General features: G+C 70.7%; 15 protein-coding genes. 11 read left to right on the forward strand and 4 right to left on the reverse strand.

Annotated elements, in window-relative coordinates:
* Positions 1 to 11: 11 nt before the first annotated feature.
* The 4 genes from AC1DSZ_RS22970 (at position 12) to AC1DSZ_RS22985 (ending at position 8,002) form a co-directional block, all read left to right on the forward strand.
* Positions 12 to 1,403, forward strand: a complete 1,392-nt coding sequence (locus AC1DSZ_RS22970; RefSeq protein WP_476840634.1) for an AmpG family muropeptide MFS transporter — start codon at positions 12 to 14, stop codon at positions 1,401 to 1,403.
* 37 nt (positions 1,404 to 1,440) lie between these two features.
* Positions 1,441 to 2,610 (forward strand): NAD(P)/FAD-dependent oxidoreductase, encoded by a 1,170-nt coding sequence (locus AC1DSZ_RS22975; protein WP_476840635.1) that lies wholly within the window; start codon positions 1,441 to 1,443, stop codon positions 2,608 to 2,610.
* 361 nt (positions 2,611 to 2,971) lie between these two features.
* A complete protein-coding gene (gene sbcD / locus AC1DSZ_RS22980) occupies positions 2,972 to 4,201 on the forward strand; it encodes an exonuclease subunit SbcD (protein WP_476840636.1) in 1,230 nt (409 codons plus the stop codon).
* 3 nt (positions 4,202 to 4,204) lie between these two features.
* Positions 4,205 to 8,002, forward strand: a complete 3,798-nt coding sequence (locus AC1DSZ_RS22985; protein ID WP_476840637.1) for an AAA family ATPase — start codon at positions 4,205 to 4,207, stop codon at positions 8,000 to 8,002.
* 213 nt (positions 8,003 to 8,215) lie between these two features.
* Here the strand turns inward: AC1DSZ_RS22985 and AC1DSZ_RS22990 are convergent, their stop codons facing one another.
* Positions 8,216 to 8,731, reverse strand: coding sequence for a cupin domain-containing protein (locus tag AC1DSZ_RS22990; RefSeq protein ID WP_476840638.1), 516 nt, complete (start codon positions 8,729 to 8,731; stop codon positions 8,216 to 8,218).
* Positions 8,732 to 9,003: 272 nt separating this feature from the next.
* Here AC1DSZ_RS22990 and AC1DSZ_RS22995 point away from each other — a divergent pair, with 272 nt between their 5' ends.
* From AC1DSZ_RS22995 to AC1DSZ_RS23015, 5 genes are all read left to right on the forward strand, one after another.
* A complete protein-coding gene (locus AC1DSZ_RS22995; RefSeq protein WP_476840639.1) occupies positions 9,004 to 9,987 on the forward strand; it encodes a sialic acid TRAP transporter substrate-binding protein SiaP in 984 nt (327 codons plus the stop codon).
* A gap of 19 nt (positions 9,988 to 10,006) precedes the next feature.
* Positions 10,007 to 10,513 (forward strand): TRAP transporter small permease, encoded by a 507-nt coding sequence (locus tag AC1DSZ_RS23000; protein ID WP_476840666.1) that lies wholly within the window; start codon positions 10,007 to 10,009, stop codon positions 10,511 to 10,513.
* Positions 10,510 to 11,793 carry a TRAP transporter large permease gene (locus AC1DSZ_RS23005; protein ID WP_476840640.1) on the forward strand — a complete coding sequence of 428 codons (1,284 nt, stop codon included), beginning with the start codon at positions 10,510 to 10,512 and terminating at the stop codon, positions 11,791 to 11,793. Before AC1DSZ_RS23000 ends, AC1DSZ_RS23005 begins: the two co-directional genes overlap by 4 nt.
* A gap of 217 nt (positions 11,794 to 12,010) precedes the next feature.
* Positions 12,011 to 12,952: a ring-cleaving dioxygenase gene (locus AC1DSZ_RS23010; RefSeq protein ID WP_476840641.1), complete on the forward strand. Its 942-nt coding sequence runs from the start codon at positions 12,011 to 12,013 to the stop codon at positions 12,950 to 12,952.
* Between the two features lie 75 nt (positions 12,953 to 13,027).
* On the forward strand, positions 13,028 to 13,651 hold the full coding sequence (locus tag AC1DSZ_RS23015; protein WP_476840642.1) for an alpha/beta hydrolase: 624 nt from the start codon (positions 13,028 to 13,030) through the stop codon (positions 13,649 to 13,651).
* 3 nt (positions 13,652 to 13,654) lie between these two features.
* Here AC1DSZ_RS23015 and AC1DSZ_RS23020 read toward each other — a convergent pair whose 3' ends face one another.
* The 3 genes from AC1DSZ_RS23020 to AC1DSZ_RS23030 all read right to left on the reverse strand — a co-directional run bounded on the left by AC1DSZ_RS23020 (position 13,655) and on the right by AC1DSZ_RS23030 (position 16,275).
* Positions 13,655 to 14,071: a response regulator gene (locus AC1DSZ_RS23020; RefSeq protein WP_476840643.1), complete on the reverse strand. Its 417-nt coding sequence runs from the start codon at positions 14,069 to 14,071 to the stop codon at positions 13,655 to 13,657.
* A 6-nt stretch (positions 14,072 to 14,077) separates the two neighbouring features.
* A complete protein-coding gene (locus AC1DSZ_RS23025; RefSeq protein ID WP_476840644.1) occupies positions 14,078 to 15,526 on the reverse strand; it encodes a sensor histidine kinase in 1,449 nt (482 codons plus the stop codon).
* A gap of 161 nt (positions 15,527 to 15,687) precedes the next feature.
* Positions 15,688 to 16,275, reverse strand: a complete 588-nt coding sequence (locus tag AC1DSZ_RS23030; RefSeq protein WP_476840645.1) for a TetR/AcrR family transcriptional regulator — start codon at positions 16,273 to 16,275, stop codon at positions 15,688 to 15,690.
* A gap of 206 nt (positions 16,276 to 16,481) precedes the next feature.
* Between AC1DSZ_RS23030 and AC1DSZ_RS23035 the strand changes: the two genes are divergently transcribed.
* Together AC1DSZ_RS23035 and AC1DSZ_RS23040 are read left to right on the forward strand one after the other, a co-directional pair.
* The gene (locus AC1DSZ_RS23035) at positions 16,482 to 16,766 is read left to right on the forward strand and encodes a hypothetical protein (protein WP_476840646.1); all 285 of its coding nucleotides are present in this window, start codon (positions 16,482 to 16,484) and stop codon (positions 16,764 to 16,766) included.
* Positions 16,760 to 19,918, forward strand: coding sequence for an efflux RND transporter permease subunit (locus tag AC1DSZ_RS23040; protein WP_476840647.1), 3,159 nt, complete (start codon positions 16,760 to 16,762; stop codon positions 19,916 to 19,918). Before AC1DSZ_RS23035 ends, AC1DSZ_RS23040 begins: the two co-directional genes overlap by 7 nt.
* Positions 19,919 to 19,929 lie beyond the last annotated feature (11 nt).

The following is a 19,929-nucleotide window of genomic DNA, read 5'->3' on the forward strand; positions in this document are numbered from 1 at the left end:
CGAGCGCACCCATGAGCCAAGATAGCCTGCGGCCCGCGACCCTGCAGGACGACACTTTGCAGGACGACACCCTGCAAGACGCACCGGCGCGCCGCGCCGGCTTCGGGGAAGCGCTCAAGGTCTACCTGCATCCGCGCGTGCTGGTCGTCATCCTGCTTGGTTTCTCGTCCGGCCTGCCGCTGGCGCTCACCGGCACCACCCTGTCGGTCTGGATGACGGAAGCCGGCGTCAATCTGGGGACGATCGGGCTTTTCTCACTCGTCGGCCTCCCCTACACGCTGAAATTCGTCTGGGCGCCCCTCGTGGACGCTCTGGACGTCCCCGTTCTGTCCCGCATGCTCGGGCGCCGACGCGGCTGGCTCATCGCCACCCAGGCCGCGCTCGCGCTCGCGATCCTGCTGCTCGGCCTGCAGAACCCCGTCGTATCGCCCTGGTCGGTCGCCGCCGGCGCGTTGCTGGTCGCCTTTCTGTCGGCCACGCAGGACATCGTCGTAGACGCCTTCAGGGTCGAGCGGCTCGACTCCACCGAGCAGGCCGCCGGCATGGCCGGCTATGTGGCGGCGTACCGCATCGGCATGCTGGTGTCGGGAGCGGGCGTCATCGCTTTCGTGAGCTGGCTTGAAACGCTCGGCCTGCCACGCGGCCAGCTCTGGATGTGGGGCTACGTCTTCGGCGCCGCGTGCATGCTGATCGGCATGGCCGCAACCCTGCTGGCGCGCGAGCCGGAGGCCGAACTCTCGCAGGATCGCCAGAAGCCCGCCCTCGCCCGCGTGGCCAGCACGGCCATTGGCGCCTTCTCGGAGTTCCTCTCGCGCCCGCAAGCCTGGGCGGTTCTCTCCTTCGTGCTGCTTTACAAGTTCTGCGACGCTTTCGCGGGCGTCCTCACCGCGCCCTTCATCATCGCGATCGGCTTCGACAAGCTCACCTATGCGGCGATCGTGAAGGGCGTCGGCCTCGCGGCCGCGCTGGCGGGAGGGTTCGCGGGCGGCATGCTGGCCCGGGCCTACTCGCTGCAGGCCTGCCTGTGGATCGGCGGCGTGCTCCAGATGGTGTCCAACCTCGCCTTCACCGGGCAGGCGCTGGTGGGCGTCAATGTCCCGTTTTTGACCGGGACCATCATCGTCGAGAACTTCACGGGCGCGATCGGCACGGTGATCTTCGTCGCCTATCTATCGGCGCTGTGCGGCGCGCGCGCCCACACGGCCACCCAATACGCGCTGCTGACGGCCCTCACGGCCGTGGGCCGCACGTTCCTGGCCTCGGGCGGCGGCTTCATCGTCGAGCGCACCGGCTGGGCGTGGTTCTTCGTGATCACGGTCTTCGTCGCCCTGCCCGGGCTCGCGCTGCTGCTCTATCTACAAGCCCGCGGGCATTTCGCCGAATTGGCGCGGCGCGAGCGCTGAGCCGCCGAACAAACCGGCGGTGTCCAAGGAGAGCGAGATGTCGCAGCCGATCGTGATCGTCGGGGCCGGCCAGAGCGCCGCGCAGGCGGTCGTCAGCCTGCGCCAGTTTGGCGAAACCGCCCCGATCCTGATGTTCGGCGACGAGCCGCACCCGCCCTATCAGCGCCCGCCGCTCTCCAAAGCCTTCCTGGGCGGCGAAACCACCGCCGACCGGCTGGCGCTGAAGGCCGCAGCCTTCTACGCCGAGCAAGGCGCCACGCTGCATCTCGACCGTCGCATCGCGGCGATCCACCCCGCCGACCACGCGGTCGAGACCGTGGACGGCGGGCGTTTCGCCTATCGAAGGCTCCTGCTCGCCACCGGCATGCGCCCGCGCACTCTGCCCATCCCGGGCGCCAACCTCCCCGGCGTCCACCACGTGCGCGCCATCCGGGATGTCGACGCCTTTCGGGCGGAGCTCCTGCCCGGCGCACGGCTGGTCGTGATCGGCGGCGGCTATATCGGGCTGGAAACGGCCGCAAAGGCGCGGACGCTCGGCCTCGACGTCACCGTGCTGGAAGGTGCATCGCGGCTTCTTCAACGCGTCGTGTCGCCGGCGATCTCCGCCTTTTTCGAGGAACGGCACCGGCGCGAGGGCGTCCGCTTCCTGCTCGACGCCCGCGTCGACGCCATCGAGGGAGCCGCCCGGGCCACCGGCGTCCGGCTCGGGAGCGGCGAGGTCGTTTCCGCGGATGTCGTCCTGGTCGCGATCGGAGGCGTTCCTAACGTTGAACTGGCCGCCCAGGCCGGGCTGACGGTCAACAACGGCGTGGTCGTGGACGAGGCGACCCGCACGAGCGCACCCGACATTTTCGCGGCCGGCGACGTCGCCAATTTCCCCAGCCGGCTCTATGGCCGGCGCATCCGCCTCGAATCCGTCCAGAACGCCATCGACCAGGCCAAGGCCGCCGCATCCGCGATGGTGGGGGCCCCGGTCAGCTACGACCCCGTACCGTGGTTCTGGTCCGATCAATACGACGTGAAGCTCCAGATTGCCGGGCTGTCGGAAGGCTACGACGAGACCGTGCTCGACGGCGACCCGGCCTCGGGCGCCTTCAGCGTTGAGTATCGCCGTGGCGGCAAGCTCCTCGCGGTGGATTCGGTGAACGCGCCCCGAGCCCACTTGCTCGCCCGCCGGGCGCTTGCGGCGAGCCTTTCCGATGGCTGAGCGGTTGCGTCCGACGCCGCATTTGCACTTCGAGAGTCCCTCATCCCAAGCCCGGCCAAAAAATCTCGAGCACCCTCGATACCCTCATCCTGAGGAGCAGGCCGTCTTCGGCCTGCGTCTCGAAGGACGAGGGACTCCAGCCTGCACGACGATTTCAGCCTTCTGGACCCTCGTCCTTCGAGACGCCATGCGAAGGTCGCATGGCTCCTCAGGATGAGGGCGTTGAGGGTGTGTGAGAGCATAGGTTGTGCGCGCTCCCATGCCTCAGGCGGCGGGGTCCATCCTGGGCAAGGGAATCAGATACACCCGGGGTCGCGTGTAGCCGGCCCCCTTCGGCTGCCCGCCTCGGGAGCCGAACCGGATGCGCATTCTCCACACGGCGGACTGGCACATTGGCCAGACCCTGAATGGCTGGACGCGAGACGCCGAACACGAAGCCTTCCTGCGGCGCCTCCCCGAACTCGTGGATGCGCACCGGGCCGACGCCCTGGTGGTGGCCGGCGACGTGTTTGACGGCGTCAACCCGTCCGCCGAGTCCATGCGGATGCTCTACGAGGCCCTGGCAGACCTTCGCGCCCGCCATCCCAGGCTCATCACCGTCATGGTGGCCGGCAACCACGATCCCGCCGGCCGGCTGGAAGCGCCCGCCGCGCTGTTTCGCGCCATCGGCGTTCATGTGGTCGGCGTCGTCCACCGCCGCGACGGCGTGCTGGATCTCGATCGCCACCTCGTTCCCCTTCCCGGCCCGACCGGCGCGATCGAAGCCTATTGCCTCGCAATCCCGTTTTTGCGGGCCGCCGACCTGCCCGGGCTCGGGCAGGCTGTCGAGGGCGAGGGCTCGCCGGTGGTCGCCGCTACAAGGCGGGTCTACGCCGAGGCCGTCGCGAGCGCGCTCGATCGCGTCGGGCGCGTGCCGCTGATCGCCACCGGCCACCTCCATTGCACCGGCGCGCTGGAATCGGAGGGCGCCGAGCGCCGCATCCTGATCGGCGGCGAACATGCGGTGCCGCACGACATCTTCCCCGACGCGCTCGCCTATGTGGCGCTCGGCCATCTGCACAAGCCGCAGCAGGTCGGCCGGGCCCATGTGCGGTACGCCGGAGCGCCCTTCCCGCTTTCGGCGACCGAGCTCGGCTACGACCACGGCGTCACGCTGGTCGACGTCGCGGCCGGCTCGGCCCGGACCGAGCACGTCCCCGTGTCGCGCGCGGTGCCCTGCCTTCGCCTGCCCGAGGCGGGGTCGGTCACGCCGGCCCAGCTCGCCGACGCGGTGGCCGCCCTGGCGCTCGATCCCGATTGCCCGCGCGACAGCCAGCCGCTGGTGCATGTCGTAATCCGGCCCGACGGCCCGGCCGCGGGCCTCGCCGGCGAGGTGCAGCGCCTGCTCGAGGCCCATCCGCTGCGCTGCGCCGGCGTGAAGATCGAGCGCCCGGCCCCGGCCGCCGGCGAGGCCGTTCCGGCCCCGGCCATCAGCCTCGCCGAATGCGACCCCGCCGACCTGTTCGCGCAGGCCTTCGAGGCCGCGCACGCGGTGCCGCCCGGCCCGGAGCATCGCTCCGCCTTCGAGGACATCCGGACGGAGGCGGCCTGACCCATGCGCATCCTCGCCATCCGGGGCCGCAACCTCGCCAGCCTGGCCGACGCCTTCGAGGTGAACATCGAGGCCGAGCCCCTGCGCTCGGCCGGCCTCTTCGCCATCACGGGCGAGACCGGCGCAGGCAAGTCGACGCTTCTCGATGCGCTGTGCCTCGCTCTCTACGGAACCTGCCCCCGCTTAAGTGGTGGGGGGCCTACGGACACAGTACCGGAGATTGGAAAACCGTTAGCAGCGGACGACGCAAAGACCTGTCTGCGCCGAGGGGCGACTGAAGGCTTCGCTGAGGTGGACTATATCGGCGCTGATGGAGTCCGCTATCGCGCTTCCTGGACGGCGCGCCGGGCCCGCAATAAGCCAAACGGTGTCCTTCAAACAGCTGCCCGCGCGCTGAAGCGCATCGACGACGAGACCGTGGTTGAGGCGTCCGTGACCGGCGTGAAAGCCGCGGTGGAGCGGACCACCGGGCTCACCTATGACGAGTTCCGCCGCACGGTGCTGCTCGCCCAGGGCGAGTTCGACGCCCTGCTGCGCGCCGACGCCAACGCGCGGGCCGACCTGCTCGAAAAGATCACCGGCACGGCCATCTACCGCGACATCTCCCGCCGCGCCTTCGAGCGCTGCGCCGGCGCCGAGCGCGACGTCGCCGCGCTGGAGACGCGGCGCGACGAGCATCAGGTGCTGAGCCCCGAGGCCCGGGCCGCGCTGGGCCAGGAGCGCGAGGCGCTCACCGCCGAACTGGCCCTCGCGCAGGCCGAACGCGCGCGGCTCGACGCGCTCGCGGGCCGCCACCGCGCCATCGCGGCGGCCGAAGCCGCGCTGGTCGCCGCTGAGGCAGGGCTGGACAACACCCGGCTAGCCGCCGGAAGCCTCGGCGCCGAACGCAACCGCCTCGCCGAGCTGATGGTGGCCGAACCGCTGCGCGCGCCGCTGTCCCGCGCCGCCGAGAAGGCCGCCGCCAGCGCCGAACGCCTCGCCAAGGTCGTGGCCGAGCGGGACCGCTTCGGCCAGGCCGGCGAACGCCGCCGCCTCCTCGCCGAAGCCGCCGAGGCCGCCGCCGCGGACTTGCAGCGCGCCGACGCGCAGCAACTGGCCTTCGAGCCCGAATGGACCCGCGCCGCGCAGCTCGACTCGGCCGTGGCCGCCGCCGCCGAGGAAGCTCGAGCGGCCGAGCAGCGCCTGGCTGCCGCGAACGGCGAACACGCCAAGGCCGCCCGGTTGTTCGCATCTGTCGTCGCCGAAGCGGACGCCGCCAACGCCGCCTATGGGCGGACCGAAGCGCAGCTCGCCGGCATGGCGGCCTGGGCTGCGTTGGCGGCCCGTTGGGACGAGGCCAAGCTTCAGATCACGAAGCGCGGCACGTTCGCGGCCGAGCGCAACGCGCTGCAAGGAGCGCTGGCGCAGCACGACGCCGAGATCGTCCGGCAGAACGCGATCCTGTCCGGCATGGCGGCCGACGACGCCGCCTCCGCCGAGCGGCGCGCGACCCTGACGACGCAGATCGGCGAACGCGCCGCCGCGCTGGAGGCCCTGGACGAACCCGCCGCCGAGACCCGCGCCGGGCGCCTCGCCACGCTGGCGGACGCGCTGCGCTCCATGCGCCAGGGCGCGCAGGAGCACGTGCAGGCGACCGCCGACCAGGCGGCCGCTCAGACGCAGCGCGCCGCCGCCGAGGCCGCCCACGCGGCGGCCGCCACGGACGCGGAAGCCGCCGAAGCCGACCGGCGCGCCGCCGCGGCTCAGATCGAGGTGCTGCAAGGGCCGCTCGCCCGCGCCGAGGACGCCGCCTCTGAAGCGGCGCTTCATCTGCGCCAGCGTCTCACGCCGGGCGAGCCCTGCCCGGTCTGCGGCTCCGCCGACCACCCGGTCCATGCCGACGAGGCGCTCGCCCGGGTGGCCGAGGACCTGCGCGCCACCGTCGACGCGGCCCGCGCCCGGCTCGACGCGGCCGGAAACGCGCTGGTCGCCGCCAACGGCCGGCAGGCCAGCGCCGCCGCGCAGAGGGAGGACGCCGCCGCCCGCATCGCGCGCGCCGCCACAGCCCTCGCAACCGCCGAGGCGGGCTTCGCCGCCGCCGCCGCGGAGGCGCGGACCCACTGGGACCTGCTCGGCCAGGATGCGCCGCCCTGCCCGGCCGCGCCGGACGCTCTCGACCCCACCGCCGCGTCGCTCTGCGCCGCCGCCCGCGCGGCCTGCGCCGAGGCGCTGGGCCGCGCCCGCACGCTGCGCGCCGACATCGCCAGCCTCACGCGCCAACGCGACAGTGAGGCCGACGCCGCCGAAAGCCGCGCCCGCGCCCGCCGCGACGCCGAAACCGCGCTCACGGCCGCCCGCGGCGAGGCCCGCGACGCACGCACCCGCCTCGACAACACGCTGGAGCGGATCGCCTCCTCCGACCGCGAACTCGCCGGGCTTCTCTCGCCTGTCGGCGTCGGCTCCGCCGATCTGGAACGCGACCTGTCCAACCTCCAGCACCGGCTCGACACCCGTGTGCGCGCCTTCCGCGACGCGGAGCGCGCCCTTGCGGCGGCCGACGCCGAGTGCCGGTCCTGGCAGCCGCAGGTCGCCGAGCGCCGCCTGCGCGAGGACGCGGCGCGTCAGGCCGCCGAAGCCGCCGCGCGCGACCTGGCCGAGCGCGCCGCCGTGCTCGACGCCCGCCGCGCCGAGCGCACGCCCCTGCTCGGCGGCGAGCCCACCGCCACGCATCGCGCCCGCATCGTCGCCGCCCGAGCCGCCGCCCAGGACGCGCAGGACCGCGCCCTTCGCTCGAGGGCGGCCGGCGAGGCCGAACTCGCCGCCGCCGGCGCCGCCCTGGAGGCCGCCGAAGCCGCGCTCGCGCAAGCCGCTGCGGACGCCGACGCGGCCGAAGCCGCCGCCGTGGACGCAATCGCCCAGGCCGGCCTGCTGCGCGCCCAGGCCGAGACGCTGCTGGCCGTCCCGGCCGCGGACGTCGCGGCCCTGCGCGAGCGCCTCCTGGCCGCCGACCGCCGCGTCGCCGAAGCCGAAACCGCGCTGCAACTGCGCCGGACGGATCGCGACGCTGCGCTGGCCGCCGGCGCGCCCGAAACGCCCCTCCCGGAGCTGATCGCCCAGCTGGACGCGCTGGAGATTGCGCAGCGCGAGCGCCACGGCCGCATCGCGGCCGTCGAGGCGTCGCTCGCGCATGACGCCGCGCAGCGCCTGCGCGTCGCCGGGCTGGAGGCCGACATCGAGGCGGCAGCCGCCAAGGCGAAGATCTGGAGGGAGGTCAACGCCGCCATCGGCTCGCAAAAGGGCGACAAGTTCGCGCGCTTCGCCCAGAGTATCACGCTCGACATGCTGGTCGAGCTCGCCAACACGCACCTCGCGGCCCTGAAGCCGCGCTATCGGCTGCTGCGCGCCGGGCAGGATCTCGGCCTGCACATCATCGACCGCCACATGGGCGACGAGGCCCGCTCCACCCGCAGCCTGTCGGGCGGCGAGCGCTTCCTGGTGTCGCTCGCGCTGGCGCTTGCCCTGTCGGGCCTCGGCGGGCGGCAGTTCTTCGCCGACACGCTCTTTATCGACGAGGGCTTCGGCTCGCTCGACGCCGAGAGCCTCGACCTCGCCATCGACGCGCTCGAAACGCTGCAGAGCCAGGGCCGCACGGTGGGCGTCATCAGCCACGTCGAGGCCATGAAGGAGCGCATCCCCATTCAGGTGCAGGTCGTCCGCCAGGGCGCCGGGCGCAGCATCGTCCGCACCGCCCAGCCGGACGCCTGGGCGGCCTTGCCGGCATCGGCCGATGGGTCGCCGGCGGCGTTGAAGCCGGCGGCGTGAGGTCAGGGTCCCCTACAATGCCCCTCATTCTGAGGAGCAGGCCCGCTCGGGCCTGCGTCTCGAAGGACGAGGGGATCCAGAACGCTGATTGTTTGAGCCTCCTGGAATCCCTCGTCCTTCGAGACGCATCGCCAAGGGGCGATGCTCCTCAGGATGAGGGGATTGTCGGTTTTAGCCCGATCATCCAGCGCTGACGCTACACGCCGCCCGCCCCTATCCCCCACGCCGCTCCCGCACCGCTTTCGGCAGCCCGTCATGCGGCCCGAACGCCCGCTCGGGCGCGTCGTCCCACAGGTCCTCGCGGTAGTTCTTCCGCTCCGGGTTCAGCGGATACCGCACCTTGTTGTCGGACTTGGCCACGTCCCCCACCACCAGCAGCCGGACCACCGCGTCCGTGTCGTTGATGAAGGTGTGGCAGAGCCCCGTCCCGGCCGGGAAACCCACGCCGTCTCCCGGCTGCAGCCGGTGGAGCGCGCCGTCGAGCCACACGTCCGGCGCGCCTTCCACCACATAGACGAACTCCTCCTCGGCGCTCTCGGCGTGCGGGTAGGAGGTGCGCCGCCCCGGCAGCAGCCGCACATGGTGGATGCCGATCCGCCGGAGCCCGAAATGCCGCCCGAACGGCGCGCCGATGCCCATCAGCTCGTCGTCGCCCGGATAGTGGGAATCGTCCGGCCCCTCGATGGCGCTCCAATGCGCGATGCAATCCGGCCGCTTCGGCTCGTCCATGGCGATCTCCCTCGGTTGATCCCGCAGGCTAGCAACGCTCCGAGCCGACGCCCACCGTCGTGCGCCCCGCCGTCATTGCGAGCCAGAGGCGAAGCAATCCAGCCTGAAGGCCCGCCGTTAGGCCGGATTGCTGCGCCGCGCTCGCAAAAACGGGAGGGTGTCGCGGCTTTTCAGCCGTTTCGCAGACGCGGGCCCATAGCGCGCGCTGCGCAATTCGGTCACACTGCGAGGCTCAAGCACGGCTCGCAGAGGCCGGATCCAGGGAGATGAGCATGACGATCCTTTCACGCCGCACCGTCGTGGCCGGCCTCGCCGCCGGCGTCTTCATGCCGTCGATCGCCCGCGCGCAGGCGACCGTGGTGCGCTGGGGCGAGTCGCTCGCCGCAACGCACCCGCAGCTCCTGATGGCGGATCGGATCTCCAAGGAGGTCAAGGAGAAGAGCGGCGGCCGCATCGACATCCAGGTGTTCCCGAACGGCCAGCTCGGCACCGGAAAGGAGATGATGGAGAACGTCTCGGCCGGCGTGCTCCAGCTCACCACCGAGGGCGCGGGCGCGCTGTCGGTGTTCCTGCCCGCCCTGTCGGTGGTGGAAGCGCCCTATCTCTGGCGCGACGCCGCGCACCTCGCCAAGGTGGCGACCGCGCCGCTCTTCCTGAAGATGAACGAGGACCTCGCCGCCAAGCGCGGCATGCGGGTGCTCAGCGTCACCTATTACGGCAAGCGCCACCTCACCACCGGCTCCAAGCCCGTGAAGTCCCCCGCCGACATGGCCGGGCTGAAGATCCGCGTCCCGCCCGTGGACGTGTTCCGCGCCATGATCGAGGCCTGGGGCGGCCAGGCGACGCCGATCGCCTTCCCGGAGCTCTACCTCGCGCTGAGCCAAGGCGCCGTGGACGGGCAGGAGAACCCGCTGCCCACCATCCAGAGCGGCAAGTTCAACGAAGTGCAGAAATTCCTGGTCCTCACCGAGCACGTCATCACGCCGCGCATGCCCATCGTCAACGAAGCCTTCTGGAAGGGCCTCCCGGCCACCGACCGCGACATGATCAAGTCGGCCATCGACACCCACTCGGCCCTGCAGGACAAGGAGCTCCTCGGCCAGGAGGCGACGCTCGTCGGCACGCTGAAGGCCGGCGGCATGACGGTGGTCGAGCCCGATGTCGAGCAGTGGCGCAAGCCCGTGCTGGCCTCCGTGCCGAAGAAGTTCGAGGAGCGCTGGGGCAAGGGGACCTTCGACGCCCTCGCGGCCCTCTGACGCCGCATCCCCCGTGCGGATGATCCTCCACGCCTTCGATCGCGTCATCGCCTGGCTCGCCGCGATCCTGCTCGCGGCGCTGCTGGGCGTGGTGACGCTCGGCATCGTCACGCGCGCCATCGGCCGGCCATTCAGCTGGACGGACGAGATGAGCGGCTACCTCATGGTCTGGCTCTCCTGCCTCGGCTGGATGCTGGCGACCCGCAACAACGCCCATATCCGCATCCGCTTTTTCCAGGACAAGCTGCCCGACGCCGGCTGGCGCGGAACCGAGGCGCTGATCCAGGTCGCGATCGCGGTGGTGGGCCTGGTGATCGGGGTGCAAAGCATCCACCTCGTGCTGAAGAACTACGACATCGAGGCCGTCAGCATCCCGGTCTCCACCGCCTGGGTATACGCGCCGATGATCCCGGCCGGCTTCGTCACCGCCGGGCAGGCCATCGCGGATCTCGTCGCCCGGGTGTCGAAGCGCCGGCCGCCCCCGGCCGTGCCCGCCCCCACGGCGGCGCCGGAACTCGCCCCATGATCGGCCTGATGACCAAGATCTCGGCCGGCTGGCTGGTCGCCATCATCGCCGGCATGCCGCTCTACGCTTCCATGGCGGCGGCCGCGTTGGTGTTCCTGTATGCGGGCGGCATCCCGCTCGGCCAGCTGCCGCAGAAGATGGCCGGCGCGATGAACTCGTTCCCGATCGTCGCCGCGCCGCTGTTCATCCTCATGGGCAACATCCTGGCGGCGGCCCAGATCACGGACCGCATCGTCGCCTTCGCGAGCGCCATCATCGGCTGGGTGCGGGGCGGCTACGCGCATGCGAGCATCCTCACCAGCATGATCTTCGCCGGCATGGTCGGCTCGGCCGTGGCGGACGCCGCCGGCTCGGGCGCGATCGAGATCCGCGCCATGACCAAGGCGGGCTACAAGCCCGAGACCGCCGCCGCCATCACGGCCGCGGCCGCCACCATCGGGCCGATCATCCCGCCCTCGCTTCCCATGGTGATCTATGGCGTGTCGGCGGACGCCTCCATCGGCCGTCTGTTCGTCGGCGGCCTCATCCCGGGCGTGCTGATGGGCCTGTCGCTGATGGTGATGGTCAGCCTCGTCGCCCGCCGCGAGGGCATGGGCCGCAAGCCGTTCCAGGGCTGGCGCGTGGTGGGCCGCACCTTCCTGTCGAGCTCCTTCGCGCTGATGACGCCGGTGCTGATCCTCGGGGGCATGTTCTCGGGGATTTTCACCCCGACGGAGGCCGCCGCCGCCGCTTGCCTCTGGGCGCTGTTCCTTGGCTTCGTGGTCTACCGGACGCTGGAGGTGAAGGACCTCGGCCCCATCCTGATCGACACGGTGGAGACCACCGGCCTCGTCACCGTGCTGGTGATGGCGGCCGGCGCGCTCGGCTGGTGCATGTCAATCTCGCGCCTGCCGCAGACGCTGGCGCCCATGATCACGCACACGATCACGAGCCCGATCGCGTTCCTGCTCCTGTGCAACCTGCTGCTGCTGGTTGTCGGCTGCTTCATGGAAGCGCTGGCCGCGATGCTGATCCTGATCCCGATCCTGGTGCCGGCGGCGCTGAGCTACGGGATCGACCCGACGCAGTTCGGCGTCATGGTGATCCTCAACCTGATCCTCGGCACCATCCACCCGCCCATCGGCGTGGTGCTTTTCGTGGTGACGCGCATCGCCAACGTCTCGTTCGAGACCATGTCGCGCGCAATCCTGCCCTGGCTCATCCCGCTGCTCGTGGTGCTCCTCGCCATCACGCTGTTTCCGCCGCTCACCACCTGGCTGCCGAAGCTCGTCTTCGGCTGAGCGGCGCAGCCAACTCTCTGCCGCGAAGCGGGGGAGATGTCGGCAACGCCGACAGAGGAGGCGGTCAAGCGCCGCGCCCTCCTCATCGCTTGCGCGCCTGAGCGGATCACCGACCGCCGCCTTCGGCCGTTTGCACGGCTGCAATGGCGTCGAGCGGCCGGCGGTTTATCTCTGTGAGCAACGAAGGGGCCCCCGCCCCTTCCACACGGAGGCAGCCATGACCGACGGCAAGACTCAGAACGGCATCCACCACGTCACCGCGATCGCGGGCCCGGCCCGTCGCAATGTCGACTTTTACACCCGCGTGCTCGGCCTGCGGCTGGTGAAGAAGACTGTGAACTTCGACGACCCGGGCACGTACCACCTCTATTTCGGCGATGAGGGCGGCGCTCCCGGCACGATCATCACGTTCTTCCCGTGGGAGCATGCCGCGCCGGGCCGGCTCGGCGTCGGCGAAACTCAGCAGACCGCCTTCCGCATCCCCGAGAGCGCCGTCGGGTTCTGGACGCAGCGCCTCATCTCGGCCGGCGTCGATCACGAGGCGCCCCGCAAGGCGTTCGGCGAAACCGTTCTGTCCTTCAAGGACCCGGACGGCATGCGCCTCGCACTGGTGGCGGTGTCGGGCATCGAGAGCGAGCCGGGCTACGCGACCGGAGACGTGCCGGCCGAAGCCGCTATCCGGGGCTTCCACGGCGTGTCGCTGCTGCTCGATAAGGCGGCCACGACGGGCGCGATCCTGACCGACGTGTTCGGCTTCGCCGAAGCCGGCCGCGACGGCCCGGTGACGCGCTATCGCTCGAACGCCGCGATGGGCTCGGTGGTGGATCTTCACGAGGCCGGCGGCTTCCTGCGGGGCCGGCCGGGCGCGGGCTCGGTCCACCACGTCGCCTTCCGGGCCGAAAACGACGCCGCCCAGGCCGCCATGGTGGAGAAGCTCACCGCCGCGCACGGCATGCACGTCACCGAGCAGAAGGACCGCAACTACTTCCGGTCCGTCTATTTCCGCGAGCCCGGCGGCGTGCTGTTCGAGATCGCGACCGACGAGCCCGGCTTCGCCGTGGACGAGCCAGTCGAGAGCCTCGGGCAGGCGCTGAAGCTGCCGGCCCAATACGAGAGCTCCCGCCCGCGGATCGAATCCGTGTTGCCTGCTCTCAGCTAGGCGCATCCCGGCCGGCCCCGCGCCGGCCGGGGTTCGCGTCCTCTCCCGCAGGGTCCCTCCCCCGGAGATCGCCACATGACCATCGCGACCGAACTCTCCTTCCTGCATCGCCACGTCCCCGCCACGACGCCGGGCCGCGCGCCCCTGCTGCTGCTGCACGGCACCGGCGGCGACGAGAACGACCTGATCCCGCTCGGCGAGGCGCTGGCGCCCGGCGCGGCGCTGCTCTCCCCGCGCGGCAAGGTGCTGGAGCGCGGCATGCCGCGCTTCTTCCGCCGCCTCGCGGAGGGGGTTTTCGACGAGGAGGACGTGCGCCGCCGCGCCGGCGAGCTGGCGCGCTTCATCGGCGAGGCGCGCGACGCCTACGGGCTGGCCCAGCCGATCGCGGTGGGCTTCTCCAACGGCGCCAACATCGCCGCGGCCGTGCTGGAGCTCCATCCAGACGCGCTGGCCGGGGCGGTGCTGCTGCGCGCCATGACGCCGCTGGCCGCAGCGCCGACCGTCTCTCTCGCCGGCAAGCCGATCCTGATCGTTTCCGGCGCGGCCGACCCCATCATCCCGGCCGTCGACGTCGGCGCGCTGGCGGCCCGGCTGCGCCAGGCCGGCGCGGACGTCCAGCATGAGACCCTGCCGGCCGGCCACGGCCTGACGCAGTCCGACCTCGCGCTGGCGAAGGCATGGCTGGAGCGGCGGGGCTAACGATCAGGCGGATTCGACCACCCGGGCCGCGGGCAGCAGCGTGGCGAGCGCCGACACCAGCATGTCGGCGCTCGTCGGCTTCGGTTGCAAGGCGACGCTCGGATAACGTTGCGCGAACGCCGCCGGCAGCGTGAGCGCGGTGTGGAGCACGGTCGGGATCGAACGGTCGCTCAGGAGAGCCACAACGGGCGTGATCGGCCCATCCGGCAGGTTGAAGTCCAGGATGGCGCCGTCGATCGCCGCGCCCCCCGCGGCTGCGAGCGCAAGCGCTTCCGCCACCGTGGCGGCAGGCCCGATCACCGCGCCGGACGCATCCTCGATGGCGGCCGCGATGTCGAGGGCGATGAACGGCTCGTCTTCCACCACCAGGATGCGTCGGCCGCGCAGGGCGGCGCCATCCATCGTGCTGCGGGCGCCCATGATCCGCTACCTCCGCAAACGATCGAGCGGCACCGTGATTTCGACCACCAGGCCGGCTGGCCGCCAATCATAGTGGATCGTCCCGCCAAGCTGCCCGGTCGCGCTGAGGCGCGCCAGCTGGGTGCCGAAGCCGCGGTGTTCCGGCGGTTTCTCGATGATCGGGCCGTTGCTCTCGGCCCAGCCGATCTCGAAATGATCCTCCCCCAGCGACCAGCAAATGCCGACCTGGCCGTTGGGAACCGAGAACGCCCCGTACTTGCCCGCGTTGGTCGCCAACTCGTGCAGGATCAGCGCCAGGCTGGTGGTCGCCTCAGGTCCCAGCAGCACGGGCGGTCCGCCCAGCCTGAGGTGAGCCTCGCTGCGCGTGTGCGGTTGCAGCACCACCCGGACGATCTCCCCGAGTTCCACGTCGCGGGCCGAGGACTGGCCCAGCACGGCGTCCTGGATCAACTCGTGCGCTCGCGCCAACGCGGTCAGGCGCCAGGACAGGGCGGTCGCCATGTCGTCCACGGTCGTGGCGGAGCGGGCCGTCAGCTTGACCATGCCCACCGCCACCGCGAACAGGTTCTTCACCCGGTGGTTCAACTCATGCAGCAGCAGAAGCCGGGACTCCTCGGCGACCTTGCTCTCCGTGATGTCATGGACGGCGAGCACGCCGTTCAGCGCCTGCCGCTGGCCGCGTTCGTTCTTGCCGTAGAACACCTGCTTGCGCGCCGATATCCAGCGCACCGCGCCATCCGAGCGCACGATCCGGTGTTGCCCCGCGAAAGAGCCCTCGCCGTCCGGGCCCACCAGCTTGGCTATGGCGGCGAAGAGCCATGCGCGGTCGTCCGGGTGGAAGCGGTCGTGCAGCCGCGCGCGGGACAGCGGCTCGCCGCCCGGCAGGTCGAACAGCTCCCCGGCGCGCGGATCCAGCGTGATCGTGCCGTTCACATAGTCGATGGAGCCCAGCCCGAAGCCCGACACCGCGAGCCCCAGCGCCAGCGCCTGCTCGGCGCGCCGGAGCCGGTCGATGTCGACCAGCACGGCGACGCCGGCCACGAGCTCGCCCGCATCCGACAGCACCGGCCGCGCCATGATGCGGATCCAGGCCCGCGCGCCGTCCCCGCGCTGGTAGTGCACCTCGAGCTCGGGCGCGAGGTCGCCGTCCAGAGCCATTCGGGCCAGCGGATGCTCGCGGCCGAGCACGCGCGAGCCGTCCTCGTGGTAGCTCACCCACGCGTCGTAATCCTGCACGGACGCCATTGGCTTGATCGGATGGCCAAGCAGCGTTTCCACATAGACGTTGCCGCCCAGGATGCGGCCGGAGGGCATCTCGGCCATCAGGATGCCGATCGGGGCGCTGTCGAACACTGTTCGAAGCTGGAGATCGATCGCGGCGTGCACGCTACGCGCGGCGTCCTCAGCCGCGCCCTGGCTCACTGGCGGCATGTCGGGGCTAGGCCCGGACCTCATGAGCGAACGCCCTTCCGTGACAAATATCTATCCGGAAGTCTACAATGGTGGATCGCGCCATTGCAATCACCGAGAGAAGATTCAACCCGGCATTGCGTCAGGTTGCTAAGTCAGGACTGGGCCGGCCCGCACCCGCCTGGCGGCGAGCACGGCACCCAGCGTCAGGCCGGCTCGCGCGCCGCCACGGCGTTGTCGATGGCGGCTTCGGCCACGCGGCTGAAGCGTTGGCACGGGCCTTCGGGCCCGACGCTCTGGCGGCTCACGCGGGCGCCCTCCACCAAAAGCGACAGCGTGTCGGCCAGCACTTCCGGGTCTCGGGCGCCGGCGCGGGCGCACAGGTCGGCGAGCCGGTCGCGCTGGGCGCGCTTGAAATCCTCCACCACCTTGCGAGCGGGGTGCCCTTCATCGGGCAACTCGATGGCCGCGTTGGCGAGGTCGCAGCCGCGGCTGTCGCACGACGCCATGGCGCTCGCCTTCACCCACGCCTTCAGGAGGTCCAGCGGGTCGGGGTTCTCGGCCTCCATGCGGGCCCAGAGGTCCGCGACGACGCGGGTCTGGTCGCGCAGGCACTCGGCGATCAGCTCATCCTTGGAGCCGAAATGTCGGTACAGCGTCATCTTGTTGGTGCCGGCGGCCTCCGCAATGGCGTCGACGCCGCAGCCCTTGATGCCGAACTTCCTGAACATGTCACGAGCGGCGTCCAGGATGCGATCCCGGGGCCGGGCGCCAGACGGGCAAATCAGGCCCATGACCCTATCCTCACGACCAAGCTCATCACGCGGTCCTCACAAATTTGGTTCCGGGGGGTTGACGCGGGTGTTACCGATCAGTAACTTCCGGAACGTTACTTACCGGTAACACCCTTCCAAAGAGGCGTCAACCAAATCGCAATCCGGGTTTTGCCGGACGCGAAGCGGGTCGTTTTTTTGAAGCGTGCGGCCGCCGGAGATATGCCATGAAGCCTTATTCCCCCGATCTCTCCCTTGATGAACTCCTGTCCGATCCGCTGGTTCGCGCCATGATGCAGGCGGACCGCGTCGATCCGGCCAAACTGCGCCGCGACCTTGCCGCGGTCACCCCCCGCCCCTTTCAGCGTGCAGGCCGACAGGCCGACAGCCTCCCCCGCTGGCCCACCGCCTGGGATGAGTTGCGGCATTTGGTGATCGGCTGCGTGGAATCCAACCCGGCGTCGTCTTCGCCCCCCGGGCGACGCCTCCAGAAGGTCGACCAGCCATGGTGAATTTCTTCATTCAGCGGCCGATCTTCGCCTCCGCCATCGCCATCATCATGGTGATGGCGGGGGCCATCTGCTACCTGACGCTCCCAGTCGCGCAGTTCCCGGACATCACCCCGCCGCAGGTGGTGGTGAGCGCCCGCTATCCGGGCGCCAGCGCCCAGGTGGTGGCCGACACCGTCACGACCCCGCTGGAGCAGCAGATCAACGGCGTCGAGGGCATGACCTACATGGCCTCGTCGAGCTCCAACGACGGCAGCGCCACCATCACGGTGACGTTCGACGTCGGCTACCCGCTCTCGACCGCCGCCGTGGACGTGCAGAACCGCGTCTCGCAGGCCGCCTCGTCCCTGCCCGCGATCGTCAACCAGTCCGGCGTGACGATCAAGAAGCAGAACCCCAACTTCGTGCTGATCGTGAACCTCACCTCGCCGGACAAGTCCGTCGATCCGGTGGCGCTCAGCAACTACGCCTATCTGCAGATCGTCGACCCGCTGAAGCGCCTCCAGGGCGTCGGCGACGTCCAGATCTTCGGCGAGCGCCGCTACTCCATGCGCGTCTGGCTCGACCCCGATAAGCTCGCCAAGCTGGGCGTCACCGCCACCGACGTGCAGGCCGCCATCGCGGAGCAGAACGTCCAGGTCGCGGCCGGCAAGATCGGCCAGTCGCCGGCCCCGGCCGGCACGGCCTTCGAGCTGCAGGTCAACGCCGTCGGCCGCCTCGCCGACCCGTCCCAGTTCGGCGAGATCGTGGTGCGGGCCGATCCCGCCAGCGGCGCCGTGCTGCATCTGCGCGACGTCGCCCGCATCGAGCTCGGCGCGCTGCAATACGCGTCCTCGGCCTTCTTCGGCGAGGACCCCACCGTCGTGCTGGCCGTCTACCAGATGCCCGGCTCCAACGCCCTCGACCTGCAGCAGCGCGTCAAGGACAAGATGCAGGAGCTGTCCGGCCGCTTCCCGGCCGGCATCGCCTACGCGATGCACTACGACACCACCCGCTTCGTTTCCGCCTCCATGCACGACGTGCTGGTGACGCTGGCCGAGGCGCTGGTGCTCGTGGTCGCGGTGGTGTTCGTCTTCCTGCAGAACTGGCGCACCACCGTCATCCCCACCATCGCGATCCCGGTGTCGCTCATCGCCACGCTCGTGGTGATGAAGCTGCTCGGCTTCTCGCTCAACATGCTCAGCCTGCTCGGCATGGTGCTGGCCATCGGCCTCGTGGTCGACGACGCCATCGTGGTGGTGGAGAACGTCGAGCGCCAGCTCGAGGCCGGCCTCAAGCCGCTCGCCGCCACCCGCAAGGCCATGCAGGAAGTGACGGGCCCCATCGTCGCCACCACGGCGGTGCTGATGGCCGTGTTCGTGCCGGTCGCCTTCATCCCGGGCGTCGCCGGCCGGCTCTACAACCAGTTCGCCCTCACGGTGGCGATCTCGGTCGGCATCTCGGCCTTCAACTCGCTGACGCTGAGCCCTGCGCTCAGCGCCGCGTTCCTGCGCCATCGCCCGGCCACGAACTTCGCGCCGTTCCGCTGGTTCAACACGGGCTTCGACCGCCTGTCGCATTCCTACGCGAACGGCGTGCGCCATCTCATCCGCTTCCGCTGGGCCATGCTGGCGCTGTTCGTCGCCGGCCTCGGCGCCACCTACGCGGTGTGGATGCGCATCCCCTCCACCTTCCTGCCCGTGGAGGACCAGGGCTACTTCTTCGTGGTCGTGCAGGCGCCCGACGGCGCCTCGCTGGAACGCACCGACGCGGTCGCCCGCAAGGTGCGCGAGGAGCTGATGCGCACCGAAGGCGTCGAGATCGTCGGCTCCATCAGCGGGCTCAACTTCCTCACCGGGGCGGCGCAGTCCAACTCGGCCGTGGAGTTCGCCATCCTGAAGCCGTGGGACGAGCGCGGCGCCGGCATGAGCGCGTCCGAGATCGTCGCCCGCGTGCGGCCCAAGCTGCTCGGCATCCCGGACGCGATCGCGCTCAGCTTCGATCCGCCCTCGATCCCGGGCCTCGGCGCCACCGGCGGCTTCGAGTTCCAGGTGCAGGACCTCACCGGCCGCGGCAGCGCCGCGCTCAACGAGGTCACGCAGGCCCTCATCGCCGAGGCCCGCAAGCAGCCGGAGCTCAACGCCCAGCAGCTCTTCACCAGCTTCAGCACGTCGACGCCGCAATACAATTACGACCTCGACCGCAGCAAGGCGAAGATGCTCGGCCTCAACCTGCCGGACGTCTTCAACACGCTGCAGATCTATCTCGGCTCGCTCTACGTCAACGACTTCAACCTGTTCGGGCGCACCTTCCGGGTCACCCTGCAGGCTGACCAGGCGGCGCGCGGCGCGGCGACCGACATCTCGCGGCTCTATGTCCGCAACTCCACCGGCGGCATGGTCCCGCTCAGCACGCTGGGCTCGCTGAAGCCCACCGTGGGGCCGGAGACGGTGCCGCACTACAACAACAACCCCTCGGCGCTGATCAACGGCGGCGCGGCTCCGGGCTACAGCTCGGGCCAGGCCGTGGAGGCCATGCAGCGCGTGGCCGCCAGCGTGCTGCCGCGCGACTTCGGCTACGAGTGGACCGGCATCACCTTCCAGGAGCTCAAGGCCGGCTCGGTGGCGACCCTCGTGTTCGGGCTCGCGATCGTGTTCGTGTTCCTGATCCTGGCGGCCCAGTACGAGAGCTGGTCCATGCCCTTCATGGTGCTGCTCTCGGTTCCGCTGGCGCTCTTCGGCGCGCTCGCGGGGCTTTGGGTGCGCGGCATGCAGATCGACGTCTACTCGCAGATCGGCTTCGTGATGCTGATCGGCCTGGCGGCCAAGAACGCGATCCTGATCGTCGAGTTCGCCAAGCGTCGCCGCGAGGAAGGCGTCGAGATCGTGGAGGCCGCCATGGAGGCGGCGCGGCTGCGGCTGCGTCCCATCCTGATGACCGCCTTCGCGTTCATCCTGGGCGTCGTTCCGCTGATGCTCGCCACCGGCGCGGGCGCGGCCAGCCGCCGCTCCATCGGCACCACGGTGTTCGGCGGCATGGTCGCCGCAACGGTGCTGACGCTCCTTTTCACCCCCGTGTTCTACGCCGTGATCGAGACGCTGCGCGAACGCCGCGACCGTCCCGATGAGGCCGCCCACCATCCTGAGCCGGCCGCTTTCAAGCAGGCCGCCGAGTAAGGTTCCGGAGA

The organism is Alsobacter sp. P4_H11 (assembly GCF_056400925.1).